Source organism: Arthrobacter melezitosi (genome assembly GCF_054511055.1).
In genome coordinates this window covers 47599-65110 of the sequence record NZ_JBTNDJ010000001.1, presented here as the reverse complement: position 1 = coordinate 65110, position 17512 = coordinate 47599, and the positions used below count along the sequence as shown (strand labels likewise).

13 protein-coding genes are annotated in these 17512 nt (G+C 68.2%); 9 read left to right on the top strand and 4 right to left on the bottom strand.

The genetic code is table 11. The annotated features are described in order from the left end of the window. Positions 1-6: 6 nt before the first annotated feature. Positions 7-885 carry a type II secretion system F family protein gene (locus ACX80W_RS00320; RefSeq protein WP_459279366.1) on the top strand — a complete coding sequence of 293 codons (879 nt, stop codon included), beginning with the start codon at positions 7-9 and terminating at the stop codon, positions 883-885. A 263-nt stretch (positions 886-1148) separates the two neighbouring features. On the opposite strand, the gene ACX80W_RS00315 is transcribed toward ACX80W_RS00320, so the two are convergent. Then, positions 1149-1907, bottom strand: coding sequence for a response regulator transcription factor (locus tag ACX80W_RS00315; protein WP_459279364.1), 759 nt, complete (start codon positions 1905-1907; stop codon positions 1149-1151). Positions 1908-2089: 182 nt separating this feature from the next. On the opposite strand from ACX80W_RS00315, the gene ACX80W_RS00310 reads away from it, so the two are divergent. Both ACX80W_RS00310 and ACX80W_RS00305 read left to right on the top strand, forming a co-directional pair. Continuing rightward, entirely contained in the window at positions 2090-3820 is a 1731-nt protein-coding gene (locus tag ACX80W_RS00310) for a sensor histidine kinase (protein WP_459279362.1), read from the top strand. Between the two features lie 172 nt (positions 3821-3992). Then, a complete protein-coding gene (locus ACX80W_RS00305) occupies positions 3993-6140 on the top strand; it encodes an alpha-galactosidase (RefSeq protein WP_459279360.1) in 2148 nt (715 codons plus the stop codon). Between the two features lie 372 nt (positions 6141-6512). Here the strand turns inward: ACX80W_RS00305 and ACX80W_RS00300 are convergent, their stop codons facing one another. After that, the gene (locus ACX80W_RS00300; protein ID WP_459279358.1) at positions 6513-7529 is read right to left on the bottom strand and encodes a LacI family DNA-binding transcriptional regulator; all 1017 of its coding nucleotides are present in this window, start codon (positions 7527-7529) and stop codon (positions 6513-6515) included. A gap of 200 nt (positions 7530-7729) precedes the next feature. Between ACX80W_RS00300 and ACX80W_RS00295 the strand changes: the two genes are divergently transcribed. The 6 genes from ACX80W_RS00295 to ACX80W_RS00270 all read left to right on the top strand — a co-directional run bounded on the left by ACX80W_RS00295 (position 7730) and on the right by ACX80W_RS00270 (position 14286). Then, on the top strand, positions 7730-9793 hold the full coding sequence (locus ACX80W_RS00295) for a beta-galactosidase (protein ID WP_459279356.1): 2064 nt from the start codon (positions 7730-7732) through the stop codon (positions 9791-9793). Next, positions 9777-10715, top strand: a complete 939-nt coding sequence (locus ACX80W_RS00290) for a carbohydrate ABC transporter permease (protein ID WP_459279354.1) — start codon at positions 9777-9779, stop codon at positions 10713-10715. Before ACX80W_RS00295 ends, ACX80W_RS00290 begins: the two co-directional genes overlap by 17 nt. 80 nt (positions 10716-10795) lie before the next feature. Next, the gene (locus ACX80W_RS00285) at positions 10796-11629 is read left to right on the top strand and encodes a carbohydrate ABC transporter permease (protein ID WP_459280168.1); all 834 of its coding nucleotides are present in this window, start codon (positions 10796-10798) and stop codon (positions 11627-11629) included. A 78-nt stretch (positions 11630-11707) separates the two neighbouring features. Continuing rightward, positions 11708-13048, top strand: a complete 1341-nt coding sequence (locus tag ACX80W_RS00280; protein WP_459279352.1) for an ABC transporter substrate-binding protein — start codon at positions 11708-11710, stop codon at positions 13046-13048. A 226-nt stretch (positions 13049-13274) separates the two neighbouring features. After that, positions 13275-13967, top strand: coding sequence for an alpha/beta hydrolase (locus ACX80W_RS00275; RefSeq protein ID WP_459279350.1), 693 nt, complete (start codon positions 13275-13277; stop codon positions 13965-13967). Positions 13968-14007: 40 nt separating this feature from the next. Then, complete coding sequence (locus ACX80W_RS00270) at positions 14008-14286, top strand: acylphosphatase (RefSeq protein ID WP_459279348.1); 279 nt, start codon at positions 14008-14010, stop codon at positions 14284-14286. A gap of 15 nt (positions 14287-14301) precedes the next feature. On the opposite strand, the gene ACX80W_RS00265 is transcribed toward ACX80W_RS00270, so the two are convergent. Both ACX80W_RS00265 and malQ read right to left on the bottom strand, forming a co-directional pair. After that, positions 14302-15216: an NAD(P)/FAD-dependent oxidoreductase gene (locus ACX80W_RS00265; protein ID WP_459279346.1), complete on the bottom strand. Its 915-nt coding sequence runs from the start codon at positions 15214-15216 to the stop codon at positions 14302-14304. Positions 15217-15256: 40 nt separating this feature from the next. Beyond that, positions 15257-17437 (bottom strand): 4-alpha-glucanotransferase, encoded by a 2181-nt coding sequence (gene malQ, locus ACX80W_RS00260; protein WP_459279344.1) that lies wholly within the window; start codon positions 17435-17437, stop codon positions 15257-15259. Positions 17438-17512: the final 75 nt, after the last annotated feature.

Genomic DNA, 17512 nt, shown 5'->3' with positions numbered 1-17512 from the left:
GCCGCAATGGATACTCCCCTCTTTGTCGGAATGCTCTTGATCGCGCTCCCACTTGGTTACCTCGCCTGGATCCGGTTTGCTGTGGATGGCAAGGGAATGGCAGCCATCAGGACAAATCTGTTGCGGGGTGGTGGACCAGACGAGACCGTTGCAGGTGGCAGGACAAACCTGCTGACCATTATTGGTACCCGCCTTACACCGGAAGCGTATGTCCGTCGGCTGGACCGGCTGCTCGCGCTTGCCGGGAGGCCCGTATCCATGCCGCTCAACAGATTGCTCGCGGCGAAGCCCGCGCTGGCACTCGTAGGCGGCGTCGTTGCGCTTATCTTCTTTGCGATCTCATCAAACCCGGTCCTCCGGTTCTTAGGCATAGTGGTTTGTGTGGCTTCGTATTTCCTTCCCGACCTGTTGCTGATGAGTAACGGGCAGAAGCGCCAGAAAGAGATGCAGCTCGAGCTCGCCAACACCCTTGACCAGATGCTGATCTCCGTGGAGGCCGGGCTCGGATTCGAGGGTGCGATGGCCAGGGCCGGCGAAAACGGAAAAGGCCCCCTCGCGGAGGAACTGATCCGTACCCTTCAGGACATGCAGGTGGGCCGCTCCCGCAGGGAGTCCTACCTCGCCCTCACCGAACGGACCAACATTCCGGAACTGAGGAGCTTCGTTCAGGCAGTCGTGCAGGCCGATGCCTACGGCATCGCGATCAGCCAGGTGCTGCGGGTGCAGGCTAAGGTGATGCGGGTAAAGCGGCGGCAGCGGGCCGAGGAGAAGGCGATGAAGCTTCCCGTCATGGTCCTGTTTCCGCTGCTTTTCTTCATTTTCCCCGTCCTTTTCATCGCGATTCTTGGCCCGGCAGTGATCAACGCCCTCGCGACCTTCTCCTAGGCTGCAATTGCGCAGCGTGCCGCAGGAAGTTCCAGAGCGGCGGCCCGCCGGTTCCAGGGAACGTAGCCGAAGGTATGGCTTTCCCTTCGGCAGCCCCTGCTGCCCCGCGTCAACCGCGTCCAACGCCGCAGGATCGCTGTGGTGTGGCGCCTACCGGATGGCCGTGGCCGACGGCCGCGCGCCCGGTCGCCGCAGGCGGCCTGGTCACCGTGGTTCCACTGTTGACCGGCTGCGTGGAACGCAGGGCCTGATTCCCGTTGAAGCTAGTCCGTGCGCTCGGGTGCAAGGCGGTAGCCGACACCCCGGACGGTCACCAGCCAGCGCGGCTGGCGGGGGTCCTCGCGCAGCTTCCGCCGCAGATTACCGATGTGCACCTCGACGGCGCGTTCATCGACGTCGCTCACGTATGCAGCCTCCCGGTAATGTTCGCCGCGCACCACCCGCACCAGTTCGGTTTTGGTGCGGACTGACCCGGCACCACGCATCAGGTCATGGAGCAGGTCGAACTCGCTGCGGGTCAAACTGATTTCGGTGTCGAAAAGTTTCGCCGTCCGGGTCTCCTGGTGAAGGACGAGGCCGTTGTGCCGCAGCACCGCCTGCTGTTGAGGGCCTGCGGCGGGAGGCTGATTCGAACTGTTGCCGGTGTCCGAGGCCCGCGGACGCCGCAGCATCGCGGCAACCCGTGCCCGCAGCTCGCGGGGCCGGAAGGGCTTGGTGAGGAAATCATCCGCACCCGCCTGCAGGGCCATCAGGGTATCCAGCTCATCTGCCCGTGCGGTCAGCATGATGACGTAGCAATCGCTGAAGGCCCGGACCCGCCGCAGCACCTCGAACCCGTCGATGTCGGGCAGGCCGACGTCGAGGGTGACGACCGTGGGGCTGTTGCCGCGGACCGCGAGGACCCCTTCACGCCCGGTCGACCCTGAATAGACCTCGAACCCGGACTGCTGGAGGACAGCGCTCAAGAGGTTGCGCACATCTTCGTCGTCTTCAATAACGACGGCTGTCCCCTGTTCACCCATATTTTTTTCCTTACGCCGGAGGCCGGGAGTCGCGAAACGTATTCACCCTCCCGCACCTTGAGACCCGTGATTGTTTTACAGGCTACAAGGGAAGTCCGTGTTAAGTAAGTTACGCAAGATTGGCGCAGTTTCTTTACCGAATTTCTGCACCTCAATGCCCGTAGGGGAGCAATAATAGAGAAATGTCCTCTCTTCATACGGAACCCGCGCCTGCAGCTTTCCTGTATGAGCCTCCGCCGGTCGAGGCGACCCCCACCTCGAAGACGCACCTCTACTTCCGGAAACTCGGCCCGCGCGTCCGGATCGGACTGTGCCAGCTGCCCCTCACGGTGATCATCATCGGGATCGTGCTGGCCGCGCCCAACGTCTGGCCGGGCCTGCTGAACCTGCCCTGGTTCCAGGTGGGACTCGCGCTCCACGCCGCACTGTTCCTGGCCTGCTGGGTGATTCCGTGGGAGCGCCTCCCCCAGGCCGCCCCCCTGATCCTGCCCGTGGGTGACCTCATCGCCATCGCCGTCACACGCAACAGCGGGCTCGAGCTCCTTCCCGGACTGGGCGCCCTGGCCGTCTTTCCGGTCATCTGGCTGGCCGCCTCGGGCATCCTCGGCTGGCTGGCGGTGCTGATGAGCTTCGTCGGGCCCCTGCTGATCGTGGGGTTTCCGCTGCTCGTCAAGCTTCCGGATGTCACCGCGGCCGAACTGAGCGGCACGGTCTTCCTCCCCGTGACACTGCTCTCGGTCGCCCTCGCGGTGCGGTTCGCGACGGCCAATGTCGCCCTCCAGCAGCGCCAGCTGATGAAGAAGGACGCAATCCTGCGGGAACTCCTCAGGTCCAGCAAGGAGCGCGAGCGGCTCCTGCACACCGTCCTTGACACCATCGACGTCGGGGTCGTGGCGGTCAACGCCGACGGCGAGACGATCCTGACCAACCACCAGCAGAACCTCCTTCACCAGCTGGCGATGCCCCCGGGCAGCTCGGGTACCGACGAATCGGCCCTCGCACTGTTCGGCCAGGACCAACGGACGGTCCTGCCCGAGGCGAAGCGGCCGGTGCGCCGGGCCGTCGACGGTGAGTCCTTCGCCGACTACCTCATCTGGATCGGGGAGGGCAGCGACCAGCGGGCCCTCTCCACCGCGGCCCGGGCCATGAAGAGCGATTCCGGGGAGTTCCGCGGGGCGGTCATCGCCTCGAGCGACGTCACCGGGCTGGTTGAGGCGATTGCCGCGAAGGATGACCTGATCGCAAATGTCTCCCATGAGCTGCGCACCCCGCTCACGTCGATCCTCGGCAACCTCGAACTGGCACAGGACTCGGGCGAGGAGGTCTCCACGCACACCGCGTACTACCTGGACATCGCCCACAACAATGCGGAGCGCCTGCTTGAGATCGTGTCGGACCTGCTGCTGTCCGCCTCCGCGGCGCTGAGCATCCACCCGCGCCGCACCGACATCGCGGGCCTCATCGATTCAAGCATCGGCTCGATGAGCGCCCAGGCCCGGGCCGCCGGGATCACCCTCCGCACGCAGGTGCCCTCCCCGCTGTGGGCACACACCGACCCGCAGCGGATCGCCCAGGTGATCGACAACCTGCTGTCGAATGCCGTTAAGTACTCGCCCGAGGGTGGGGTGGTCACCGTTACGGCCCGCCCGGACGGCGACGCGGTGATCCTGTCGGTCGAGGACACCGGCGCCGGGATGACGGCGGCGGACGCCGCCAAGGTCTTCGATAAGTTCTTCCGCACCCGCTCGGCCCGCGAATCCTCGGTGCCCGGCACGGGCCTCGGGCTTTCCATCACCAAGGCCATCGTGGAGGGCCACGGCGGAACGATCTCCTGCAGCAGCGAGCCCTGCCGGGGGTCCCGTTTCACCGTGACCCTTCCGGCCAATCCGGCGCCGGCCGACCGCATGCCCTAGCGGTGCCGCCGGAACCGCACCGCGGATCCGGCGGGGATCAGCCGGGCCGTATCCGCGGGCGGCGCGGCACGACGGCGGCACCTGCGGGAACGGACGGCGGAGGGGCCGCAGGTCAGCGGATGCCGTGCCCGACGATTGACGCCGTTCCTTGGTTTTGCAGTAGAAATGAGGGATGCAGTCCTCCCCCGTTCTTCACCTTTCGCGTTCGGGCACAAGCGTTGTCCTCGACACCACAACCAACGGCCTCCCTGCGGTTCTCTACTGGGGCGAGGCCCTGGGGGAGATCGCCGACGACCAGCTTGTTGCCCTCGCCGCGGCCCTCCGCCCGCAGCGGGTTTCCGGCGGGATCGACATCCCGGCCCGCCTGACCATCGTTCCGCAGGAGTCCTTCGGCTGGCAGGGAACGGCCGGCTTCACCGGCCACCGCGGCGGGGCCTTCATCTCCGCCGCGTTCACCACCACGGAGCTCGTGGCGTCGGACTCCGACCTGAAGCTGACCGCCGTCGACGCCGTCGCGGGCCTGATCCTCGAGGCCGAACTGACAGTCACCGAGACGGGCCTGTTCCGCCAGCGCCTGGCCGTGGTGAACAACGCCGACATCGCCTACGAGGTGCGCTCGCTCCTGGCGACCTTCCCGCTGCCGGCCAGCGCCCAGGAGGTCCTCGACACCACCGGCCGCCACCTGCGCGAGCGCAGCCCCCAGCGCCACGCCCTCACGGCGGGCAGCTACCGCAGGGAAAGCCGGAAAGGGCGGCCGGGCGCGGACGCATCGCTGCTTCTTGGAGCCGGCGAACCCGCCTTCGGTTTCACCCGCGGGCTGGTCCATGCCGTTCACACCGCCTGGAGCGGAAACCACCAGCTGATCGTTGAGAAAACCCCCACCGGTGAGGCCTTCCTCGGGGCCGGCGAGCTGCTCCTTCCGGGGGAGATCGTCCTCGCGCCCGGCCAGCGGTATGAGGCGCCCGAGGCGCTCGGCTCCTGGGGCCACGGGCTCAACGAGCTCGCCGCCCGGTTCCACCAGGAGCTGCGGCTGCGCAGCAGCCACCCGCGCCGGCCGCGGCCGGTCACGCTCAATACGTGGGAAGCGGTCTACTTCGACCACAACCTCGAGCGCCTGACCCACCTCGCCGACAAGGCCGCCGCCGTCGGCATCGAACGCTTCGTCCTCGACGACGGCTGGTTCTCAGGCCGCCGCGACGACACCGCCGGACTCGGCGACTGGGTCGTCGATCCGGCGGTGTGGCCGGACGGGCTCACCCCGCTCATCGACCACGTCCGGTCGCGGGGCATGGAGTTCGGGCTCTGGTTCGAACCCGAGATGGTCAACCCGGACTCGGACCTGGCACGCAGCCATCCCGACTGGATCATCCAGGCCGAGGGCCGCCTCCCGGTGCCCGGCCGGCAGCAGCAGGTCCTGAACCTGGCGAACCCCGAGGCCTACGACTACATCCTGAAGTCCATCGACGCCGTCCTGACCGACAACGACATCTCCTACATCAAGTGGGACCACAACCGGGAGGTGCTCGACGGCGCCGATGCCCGCACCGGCCACGCCGTCATCCATGAGAACGTCCTCGCCCTGTACCGCCTGCTCGGCGAGCTGAAGCAGCGCCACCCGGGCCTCGAAATCGAAAGCTGCGCCTCGGGCGGAGCACGCGTGGATCTCGGGATCCTGTCCCGGACCGACCGCATCTGGACGAGCGACTGCATCGACCCCATCGAACGCCTGCCGAACCAGAAGTACACGGGGCTCCTCGTGCCGCCGGAGCTGATGGGGATGCACGTCGGCGGACCCGTCTCCCACTCCACCGGGCGCGCCCACGGCCTGTCCTTCCGCGCGGCCACGGCGGTCTTCGGCCATTTCGGCGTGGAATGGGACATTTCGGACCTCAGCGCCGAGGACACCACCGCGCTGGCGGAGTGGATCGAGGTCCATAAGGCGTGGCGGGAGGTGCTCCACACCGGACACACAGTCCACGCCGACCTTCCCGACCCGGCCATGGACCTGCGCGGCGTGGTCGCCCGGGACGGTTCTGCCGCCCTCTTCGGCTATACCCTGACGGCCTCCAGTGCCAGCTACCCGCCGGGACGGATCACCTTCCCCGGTCTGGACCCCGAGGGCTCCTACAGCATTTCCCTCGCCGAGCCCCACCGGGAACTGCCCGGCAACGGGCAGTCGGCCCTGGCGTGGGTGCAGGCCGCGGCCGAGGGTTCGCCGCTGACACTCAGCGGTCGCCTGCTGGGCTCGGTTGGCCTTGAGGCGCCGGTGCTGTTCCCCGAACAGTCAGTCCTGATCGAACTGAGGCGGACCGACAGCTAGACCAGGGTGGCCCGGCCCGGTGTACGGGCCGGCGCCGCCGGTGGCCTGCCGCCGCCCGAAGTAGGGACTCGGCCCCGCTGGCCAGGGCCAGGACTTGCTTCAGCTGCAAACCTGCCCACTGATCAGGCCCGGTCAGTGGGCATATCCAGACATGCCCACTCATCAGGCCCTTTCGGTGGGCAGAAGGACTCCGCGCCGCACACCTGCCCAGTGACCAGGGCTGATCAGTGGGCAGAACGGCCCAACCCTGCACAATTCGCCCGGTGAACAGGGCTGGTCGGTGGGCGGAACGACGCGCGGGCCGCAAACCCAGTGCTGTGTCCCCGGGAAGCAGCCGAATGCCGGGGCATCCGACCCGGTGAACAGTGCCGCTCAGGCCGAGCCGCGCCACATGACGACGGTTTCGAGCACCCGGGGCGGGCTGGGCATCCCCATCAGTTGCGCGAGCACCAATTCGGCGGCAGTGCTGCCGAGGAGTCCCGCCGGCTGTCGCACGGTGGAGAGTTGCGGCCTGCACCGGAGGGCCCAGCTGCTGTCGTCAAAGCCGACAATCCCGATGTCCTCGGGAACCCGCCGTCCGGCCTCCTGCAGGGCGGTCATGGCGCCGGCGGCCACGGCGTCGGAGGCGGCGAAGACACCATCGATCGACGGGTCGCGGCGGAGCAGTTTCTGCATGCCCTCGAAGCCGGCGGCGTAGGTGTACAGGGGGTACTCAACGACCAACCGGGGGTTGTACCGTTCCCCCATCGCGGCCCGGAATCCGGAGAGGCGGTCCTGGCCCGAGTCCCGGTCCAGGGCGCTGGCGATCATGCCGACGCGTTGGCGTCCGGTGTCGAGCAGCCTGCTCGTGATGGCGCGCGCCGCCTCGACATTGTCGATTGCCGCATACGGCAGGTCCGGGGTGCCGTCGGGATGGCCGACGAACGCCGCGGGAAGGCCGATATCGGCGACGGCGGCGGCGATGGGATCCGAAGCGCGGGCCGACACGATGACGGCGCCGTCGATCAGGCCGCCGCGCAGGTGGTCGGCGACCCGGTGGCTGTCGCGGTCCGAGTCGATGATGAGGGTCACGAGCTGGTAGTCCGCCTTGGAGAGCGCCTCGTTGGCCCCCAGGAGGATCGAGCCGATATTCGGATCCTCGAACAGCAGCGAGTGCGGCTCGTGAATGATCAGTCCGATCGCCCGGGACTCCTGGGTGACCAGGTTCCGGGCCGCCGTGTTGCGGACGTAACCCACCCGCGCGATCGCCGCCTCGACGGCGAGACGGGCCTCCGCCGACACGTATTTCTCCCCATTGACGACCCTCGACACGGTTCCCCGGGACAGCCCTGCAGCGTCGGCCACGTCGTTGATCGTGGCGCGCCGCGCGCGGGTTCGGGTAAGGGACATATCTGTACTGTAGCCGAGCGTCCGGCCGCCCGGGCGTAGGCAGTCCGTTGACAGCCCCGGGGGCCGTTGTTAGGCTGTGAGCGCTCCCAGAAATCGCAGAGATGACGGATTTCGCTTTTTCTGGGAGCGTTCACAGAGCGTTCAAGGCAACGAGGCCCCTCCTCGTCTTGCACGTGCACCGCAAGCGAAGGAGCAGGGGTTTGAGTTTCACCAAATACCCGGTCACCGGGTTGTCCGGAAACGGAAAACTCGTCTATGGCTGTGACTACAATCCCGAACAGTGGGACCGTGAGGTGTGGCAGGAAGACGTCCGCCTGATGAAGCAGGCCGGGGTGAACCTCGTGGCCATCAACATCTTCGGCTGGGCAGAACTCGAAAGCTCCCCCGGAAACTACTCCTTCGAACGCCTCGACGAGATCCTCGACCTCCTCGCCGAGCATGGCATCGGCGTCAACCTGGGCACCGGGACCTCCTCCACGCCGGCCTGGCTGACCACCCTGCATCCCGAGGTCCTGCCGCAGTCGGCTTCGGGAGTGCGGGCCTGGCCCGGCGGGCGGCAGGCCTGGTGCCCAAGCTCCCCCATCTTCCGTGAGCACGCCCTGCGCCTGGTCGGCGAGGTCTCCCGCCGCTACGGCGCGCATCCGGCCGTCCGGCTCTGGCACGTCTCCAATGAGCTCGGCTGCCACAACGCCCTGTGTTACTGCGATGTCTCCGCCTCCGCCTTCCGCGGCTGGCTCCGTCGGCGCTACGAGACCCTCGACGCGCTCAACGCCGCCTGGGGCACCACCTTTTGGTCGCAGCGCTACTCCGACTGGGACCAGATCCTGCCTCCGCGCACCACCGTCTCCACCTACAACCCCACCCAGGTCCTGGACTTCCACCGTTTCAGCTCCGACGAACTGCTCGGCTACTACAAGTCCGAAGCTGAGGTCCTGAGGGAGCACAGCACGGTGCCGGTCACCACCAACTTCATGGTCACGGCCCACATCCGCACGCAGGACTACTGGTCCTGGGCGCCGCACATGGACGTCATCGCCAACGACCACTACCTCGACCACCGGCTCGAGGCCCCCACCACCGAGCTCGCGTTCGCCGCCGATGCCACCCGCGGCCTCGCCCAGGGTTCACCGTGGCTGCTCATGGAACACTCCACGTCGGCCGTGAACTGGCAGCCGCGCAATATTGCCAAGGCCCCCGGCGAGATGATCCGGAACTCCCTGACCCACCTGGCCCGCGGGGCCGACGGCCTGTGCTTCTTCCAGTGGCGCGCCTCGGTGCAGGGGAGCGAGAAGTTCCACTCCGCCATGCTCCCCCACGCCGGAACCGACTCCCGTATCTGGCGGGAGGTCGTCGAACTGGGCGGCATCCTCGAACGGCTCACCGAGGTCGGCGGCACCACGGTCACCGCGGAAGCGGCCCTGGTCTTCAGCTGGGAGACCTGGTGGGCCTACGACCAGGAGTCCCACCCGTCCAGCGACGTGGCCTACCTCGACCAGGTGCACGCGGCCTACAAGGCCCTTTGGGACGCGGGGATCACCGTGGATATCGTCGCCCCCGGTGCCGATCTCTCCGCCTACAAGCTCGCCGTCGTGCCCGGACTCTACCTGGTCCGGGACCGCGACGCCGCGGCACTGGCCGACTACGTTGCCGGAGGCGGCCACGCCCTTGTGACCTACTTCAGCGGCATCGTCGACGAGAACGAGAAGGTCCGCGCCGGCGGGTACCCGGGCGCATTCCGGGACCTGCTCGGCATCCGCACCGAGGAATTCTTCCCGCTGGCCCCCGGCGTGGCCCCGGCCCTGGACAACGGCACCGCCGCCTCGCTCTGGAGCGAAGCGCTGCGCCTTGAAGGGGCCGAGGCAATGGTCTCCTTCTCCGGGGGGCACCTGGCCGGCGCCGCCGCCGTTACCCGCAACCGGCACGGCGACGGGACCGCCTGGTACCTCGCCACGGCCCTCGAGCCGGCGGCGCTGCGCGAGACCATCACCCAGGCCGCCGTCGGCGCGGGCATCAACGTCACGTCCTTACCCGAGGGCCTCGAGACGGTCGTCCGCGGCAACGGGGAGTACAGCTATGTCTTCCTGATCAACCACTCAACCGAGGAACACAAACACGCGATCCAGGGCCAGGAACTGATCGTCGGCGAGGAAGTGGCCGACGTCGTGGTGGTTCCCGCAGGCGCCGTACGGGTCGTGCGAACCTCCACCCCAGCCCACCCCATCAATGGCCTCTCCGCAGGCTCAAAGGATGTTGAAAGTGACTAGTTCAAGCATTTCTCCGGCCGTGGCCAAGGGGGCGCCGAAAGCCCGGAGAACCAAGACCTTCGCGGCCCAGCGCCGTGCCGTCCTGCTCTTCATCGCGCCCTTCGGCGTCCTGTTCCTGGCGTTCTACGCCATCCCGATCATCTTCGCCGTGGTGCAGTCGCTGCTCACCGTGGAGCGGGAGGGCACCTTCGGCGCCCCGCAGCAGGTCTTCGGCGGCTTCGTCCAGTACGAGCAGGTCTTCCAGAACACCGAGTTCTGGCGCTCCGTGGGACGGGTCGTGCTCTTCGGGGTCGTCCAGGTCCCGATCATGCTCGGCCTGGCCCTGCTGTTCGCCCTGCTGCTCGACTCACCCCTGCTGAAGGGCAAGAAGTTCTTCCGCCTCGCGTTCTTCGCCCCGTACGCCGTCCCCGGCGTCATCGCCGCGATCATGTGGGGCTTCCTCTACTCACCCACGCTCTCGCCGTTCGGGTTGGTCACCTCGGAGGTCAATGTGCTCTCCGCGGAGCTTGTGCTGTGGGCCATCGCGAACGTCGTGACCTGGGTGTACGTCGGCTACAACATGCTGATCATCTACTCGTCGCTCCTGGCCATCCCCACCGAGATCTATGAGGCCGCCAAGCTCGACGGCGCCAGCAACATCCAGATCGCCTGGCGCATCAAGATCCCCCTGGTCGTGCCGGCAATCATCCTCACCGGGGTCTTCTCGATCATCGGTACCCTCCAGCTCCTCGCCGAACCCCAGACGCTTCGCAGCTTCAGCTCGGCGATCAGCAGCACCTTCACCCCGAACCTCGCCGTGTACACCACGGCCTCGGTTCCGAACTACCACCTTGCCGCAGCATTCTCCGTAGTGCTGGCCCTGGCAACATTCATCCTCTCCTTCGTCTTCCTCAAGGCAACCCAGCGGAAGGTCAGCCAGTGAGCGCAGCAGCAGCGGCACCCGTATCGACACGCAAGTCCAGCCGCCGGGGAGACACCGCCCGCGGGCCCCGGCACAGCATCATGTCCCGCACCGGGGCGATGCTCATCATGGGGGTCTTCACCCTCTACTTCCTCACCCCGATCTGGTGGCTGCTGGTCTCCTCGACCAAGACCGGCGGACAGATCACCGGCACGGCGCCGCTCTGGTTCACGATGGATTCGATCCCGACGTTCTTCAGCAACATCGGCCGGCTCTTCACCTACAGTGACGGCGTGTTCGGGCGCTGGCTCCTGAACAGCGCCCTCTATGCCGGCCTGGGCGCGCTGCTCGGCACCATCATCGCCGCCATGTGCGGCTACGCCCTGGCCAAGTACGAGTTCAAGGGCCGCGAGGCGCTGTTCAACATCGTGCTCAGCGGCGTGCTGGTTCCGGCGACGGCCCTGGCCCTGCCCCTGTTCCTGATCTTCAGCGAGGTCAAGCTCACCAACACCCTGTGGGCCGTGTTCCTGCCCAGCCTGGTCAGCCCGTTCGGCGTCTACCTGGCCCGCATCTACGCGGCGGCCAGCGTTCCCGGGGAGCTGCTCGAGGCCGCCCGGCTCGACGGCTCCGGGGAGATCCGGACGTTCTTCACGGTGTCCAGCCGCCTGATGGCGCCGGCCCTGGTGACGATCTTCCTGTTCCAGTTCGTCGCGATCTGGAACAACTTCTTCCTCCCCCTGATCATGCTCCGCGACCAGGTCCTGTTCCCGGTGACCCTGGGCCTCTACGCGTGGAACAGCCAGATCAGCCAGATCCCCGAACTCCGCGTCCTCGTGATCGTCGGAGCCCTCGTCTCGATCGTCCCGCTCATCGCTGCGTTCCTTGCGCTCCAGCGCTTCTGGAGCAGCGGACTGGGCGCCGGAAGCGTCAAGTAGCCTCCGGCCCCACCAACCCCATCAACCTGCCCCGCGGCAACCGCCGCGGGGCACCCCCCCCACCGATAGGAATAGAAAATGCGCGCGCATTACGGAAAAGCCACCGCAGCCTTTGCCATGGTCTCTGCGCTCACCCTCGCCGGCTGCGCAGGCGGCGGCGGCGGCGACTCCACGGCCGGCGGCGAAGGCGGCAGCTCGTGCGAGCCGTCGTCCGGTCCCGTCGAGCTGGCCTTCACCACCTGGGTTCCGGGCATGGACAAGGTCGTCGACCTGTGGAACGAGGAAAACCCCGACATTCAGGTCAAGGTGCAGACCGGCCCGAACGGCAACTCGGGAACCTACCAGAACTTCTTCAACCAGCTGCAGGCCGGCAACGCGCCGGACCTCGGCCAGATCGAATACGACGCCCTGCCGAACTTCCGCGTCCAGGACGGGCTTGAGAACATCGCGGCCTGCGAGAACGTCTCCGACGCCGAGGACAAGTTCGTCGACTGGACCTGGGGCCAGGTGACCTTCGGTGAGGACGACGCCGTCTACGCCATTCCGCAGGACAGCGGCCCGATGGCCATGTTCTACCGGAAGGACCTTTTCGAGCAGGCCGGCATCGAGGTTCCCACCACGTGGGAGGAGTACGCGGCGGCGGCCGAGCAGATCAAGGCCCAGGGCTCGTACATCACCAACTTCCCCCGCGGTGACGTGAACTGGTTCGCCGGCAATGTGTGGCAGGCCGGCGGTCAGTGGTTCTCCAACGACGACGAGGGCTGGAATGTGAACCTCACGGGCGAGGAGTCCGAGCAGGTCGCCAACTACTGGCAGGGCCTGCTCGAGAAGGACCAGGTGTCGACCCTTCCCTCCTTCTCCGACGAGTGGAACGCCTCCTTCAACGAGGGTGACCAGTGGACCTGGATCTCGGCGGTGTGGGGCGCTTCGACGCTGGCCACCGGCGCCCCGGACACCTCGGGCAAGTGGGCCGTGGCCCCCATGCCGCAGTGGGAGGACGGCGGAACGGCCGCAGGTAACTGGGGCGGTTCCTCCACCGCGGTCCTGAAGGGCTCGGAGCACCCGTACGAGGCGGCGCAGTTCGCCCTCTGGCTGAACACCGACCCCGAGGCCCTGGCCCTGGCGAATGAACTCGGCGGCCTCTACCCGGCCGCGAAGTCGGCCACCGACCTCGACGCGTTCAGCGGTGGCGTTGAGTACTTCGGCGGACAGAAGATCTACGACGTCTTCGCCGAGGCCTCCTCGAACGTCGACCCGAACTTCACCTGGGGCCCGACGATGACCCAGACCTACACCGATGTCTCGGACGGCTTCGGCAAGGCCATCGGCGGGGAAGGCACCCTCATGGATGCCCTCACCTCCGGCGAGAAGGCGACTGTCGAGTCCCTGAAGTCGCAGTCGATCCCGGTCAAGGAGTAGCGGTCCGGCCGCCCCGCACGGCCGCCCCGCCTGCAGGACACCACCCCCGCCGTTCCCGGCTGGGGTGGTGTCCTGTTTAACGTCCGGTTTCTTCCGGCGGCCCTGCCGTAACGCGGGCCCCTCACCTAAACTGAAATCCGTGGTGACGCGCCGCGAATTTCTGGTGGGGGCCGGCCAGTGTGCGCTGCTGACAGCGGTTTATGGATGCGGACCTCCGGGAGGAAGCGTGAAGACTCAGGAAAATCCGGCGCTGCTTTCGGCGCGGCCCAACCCGGACCAGCAGGACGACCGGACAATGAAGGGCACGCACCGCCTGGGGCTGGAGTCCCGGCGCGATCCCCTCGTCTATGTTCCCGAGGGCCTGCGCCCGGACCGGCCCGCACCGCTGCTGGTCGCCCTGCACGGCGCGGGGGGCGACGCCGCCGGCGGGCTGGCGCTGCTGCGCCGCGCCGCGGACGAGTACAACATCGTTATTCTTTCCCCCGCCTCACGGGGTTCGACCTGGGACGCCATCCGGGAGACCTACGGGCCCGACGTCGACCTGATCAACCGTTCCCTTGAACAGGTCTTCGACCTCGTCCCCGTCGATCCGTCAATGATCGGAATCGGCGGATTTTCCGACGGCGCCTCCTACGCCCTGGGGCTGGGCCTGGCCAACGGCGACCTGTTCCAGCGCGTTGTCGCCTTCTCCCCCGGCTTCATTCCGCCGGCCCCGCGCAGCGGCGAACCGGCGGTGTTCATCGCGCACGGCACCGGGGACACGGTGCTGCCCATCCAGACCGCGAGCCGGCGCATCGTCCCGGCCCTCGAACGCGAGGGTTACGAGGTTGCCTACCACGAGTTCAACGGTCCCCACACGGTCCCGGCCGATATTGCCCAGGAGGCCGCGACCTGGCTTAACTGGCACCAACGCGGCTAGCGCGGCCGCGGCGGGTTCGGCACGGCGAAAGGGAATGTCCATGAGCAGGAACCACCGCCTCGAAGCGGTCGTCACCGGCGAGGTGCAGGCCGTCGGCTTCCGCTACTGGACACGCATCCAGGCCGAGCAGCTCGGCCTGGCCGGGTCCGCGGTGAACCGCGACGACGGTGCCGTGGACATTGTCGCCGAAGGACCGGAACCGGCACTGCAGGAACTGCTGCGCCGGCTGCGGTCCGGGAGCACCCCGGGCCGGGTGGCCGGCGTCGAGGCGGCCATCACCGCCGCCTCGGAAGGACTGACCGGCTTCCAAGGATACTGAGCCGGCGGCGGGCGCTCAGGGCCGCGCTGCGTCCTCCTCGACGAGGACGGCGTTGAGCGCAACGGCCATCCGGTACGCGTCCCCCGCGGCGGAGATCAGCTGGGCCGCGGGATCGGCGGCATTACCCACGGCCCATACCCCGGCCACGCTCGTCCGGCCCAGTTCGTCCGTCGCGACGCATCCATCACCGCGCAGCTCCCAGCCGAAGGCCTCCGTCAGCGCCGCGTCCACCTGCGCCTGCGGTTCGCAGAACAGTCCGTCGCATTCGACGGCGGCACCGGAGGCAAGCTGGACCGAAACTCCTCCCTGCGCTCCGGTGGCCAGTCCCTTGACCTCCCCCTCCACCACCGGCACCCCCCGCTCCTTGAGCTGCAGGCGGTCCTCCTCGGTGAGCGTGTCCATGGTGTGCGCGAAGAACACAACGTGCGGCGACCACTGGCGCAGCAGGACCGCCTGCTGGACCGACGATTCCGCAGTTCCGAGGACGCCAAGCCTTTGGTCGCGGACCTCCCAGCCGTGGCAGTAGGGGCATTGGAAGAGTCCGCGGCCCCAGGCCTCCCGGGCACCGTCGAGGGCGGGAAGGACATCCTGGAGCCCGGTGGCGGCGACGATGTGGCGCGCCTCGAGCGTCCGGCCGCACTCCAGCTCCACCCGCCATCCGGTTCCGGTCCGCGCAGCAGCCACTCCGGCGCCGTCGACAAGTTCGACGCCATATGCCGCCACCTCCTCGCGGGCCGTCCCGACAAGTTCAAGCGGCGGGGCGCCGTCCCGGGTGAGGAACCCATGGGCGGCCTCGGCCGCCGCGTTGCGGGGACCGCGCGTGTCCACGACGGCGACGCCGCGCCGGGCCCTGCCCAGGACAAGCGCGGCGCTGAGCCCGGCAAGTCCCCCGCCGAGGATGACGACGTCGTGCGAAGAGGTGTGAGGCATCCTCCATATCTACCGGACGGCAACGGGAAAGTCAGTGAGCTTAGGGTTCTTTCCGGTCCCGGAAATTTCCGCTTGACCCGGCCACCGGCGCGGCCCGCAGGAGCGCCGCCACCAGGGAGTCGAAGCGCTGGTTGTCCGCCAGGGCGTCCACCAGCACGGCCCTTCCGTCGGCGTCGGCCAACGGGATGCGCCAGTTCGGATACTCGTTGTTCGTCCCCGGCTGGTTCTGCGTGCGGCGTTCCCCGACGGCGTCGGCGAGCGCGACACCGAGCAGCACCGACGGGGACCGGGCGATGAACGCATGGAGCGCCTCGACGGTTTCCTGGACCGATGCCTGCCCCTCGGGCAGCAGGCCCCTCTCGCGCAGCACGGCCAGGAAGCCTGCCTGCATCGCCTGGTCCTCGGCGCGCTCCTCCTCGACGGGGCGGCTGAGCAGGCCGAGGGACTCACGGAGCACGACGTGCTCGCCGGCCAGGTAGCCGGCCGATGGCGGGAGGTCGTGGGTGGTGACTGTTGTGAGGCAGGCCCGGCGGTACTCCTCCGGAGGCCGGGGGCCGCTTTCCGTCTGTTCGAACCACAGGATGGAGGTACCGAAGATGCCCCGCTCGGCCAGGTATTCCTGCACGCCGGGCTCGAACACGCCAAGGTCCTCGCCGACGACGATCGCCCCCGCGCGCTCCGCCTCGAGGGCGAGGATCCCGATCAGCGCCTCATGGTCGTAGTACACGTAGGCCCCACCGCCGGGTTCGGCACCGGCCGGGATCCACCACAGCCGGAACAGGCCGAGGATGTGGTCGACGCGGATGCCGCCGGCATGCCGCAGGATATTTCGGAGCATGTCGCGGAATGCGGCGTAGCCGGACTCCGCGAGCCGTTCCGGGTGCCACGGCGGCTGGCTCCAGTCCTGCCCGTGCTGGTTGAACATATCCGGCGGGGCCCCGACGCTGATCCCCTGGGCCAGGACGTCCCGCAGGGCCCACGCGTCGGCGCCGCTGGGGTGCACGCCCACGGCGAGGTCGTGCACGATCCCGATCTCCATTCCCGCGTCGGTGGCCTCCATCTGGGCCTCCTGGAGCTGCTCGTCGCACAGCCACTGGAGCCACTTGGAGAACTCCACCCTCGGGGCGAGCCGCTCCCGTGCCCGCAGGGCTTCCGGGGAGCCGGGCCGTCCCGCTTCCTCCCACTCCGGAGCCCCGGGCTCGAGGGTTTCGGCCAGGGCGGACCACATTGCGAAGTCCTCAAGCCCCTGGCCCTGCCCGGCGCAGTACTCCTCGAAGTCGGCCTGCCGCTGGGCGGGGCGTTCCACGGCGAAGATCAGCTCGAGCGCCCTGAGTTTCGCCGCGAAGGACGAGTCGCGGTCCAGCAGGTCCGCCGTGGTGTTGGCCTCACGGAATCCGCCCGCCAGCGAGTCCACCGCCCTGCGGGATTCCGCGTCCAGCCGCGCGTACTCCGGTATCGCCTCGATGCGCAGGTACATCGGGTGGAAAAACCGCCGGGTGGTCGGCAGGTAGGGGGACGGTTCGACCGGCGGCGTCGGCTCGGCGGCGTGCAGCGGATTCACCAGCACGAACCCGGCACCCTTCTCGGCGGCCACCCCGGCGAGCTGTCCGAGGTCGGCAAGGTCCCCGATCCCCCACGACTTCGAGGAGCGCACCGAGTACAGCTGGGCCATCAGCCCCCAGTTCCTGGAGTCCATGAGCGCCGCGGTGGTGGTCAGCCGGTCGGGGGTCACCACCAGGGCGCAGGACGCCGCGCGCCCACCGGCCCTTGCATGGAGGGTGTGCCAGCCGAGTGGGAGGGAGTGCGGAAGGCTGGCATTGACGCGCTCGACTCGGACGCCGTCGACCGCGTGCGAAGCAACCGGGTCCGGGTCCACGCTGCCGGTGTAGCGAAGCCCGTCCTCGCCGTCGACCCACACCTCCACCTCGGCTCCGGCCGGGAGGTGGAGACGGATGGGGTCGACCGCGCTGGCGCGCACGACGACCACCGGGGGCAGGAGCCGCCGCCAGGGCGCCTCCTCCGCCGCGGCGAGGGAAGCTTCCACGGCGGCGGGCGTGTCTGCCGGGACGCCGAGCGCGGCGAGGACCGAGACGAGGGTCCCGGGCTGAACCTGTTGCAGCGACCCGTCCCAGCCCTGGAAGGTCGATCCCACCCGGTGTGCCTCCGCCAGCCGCTGGAGCGGGGTGGGTGAGGGCAGGGGAACCGTTTCAGATGGACTCATTGTCCCAATGTAGGTGGACGGGACCTGACTGCTCCACCCCACACAGGAGTTTCATCAGCCGACTTAGCATTTTCC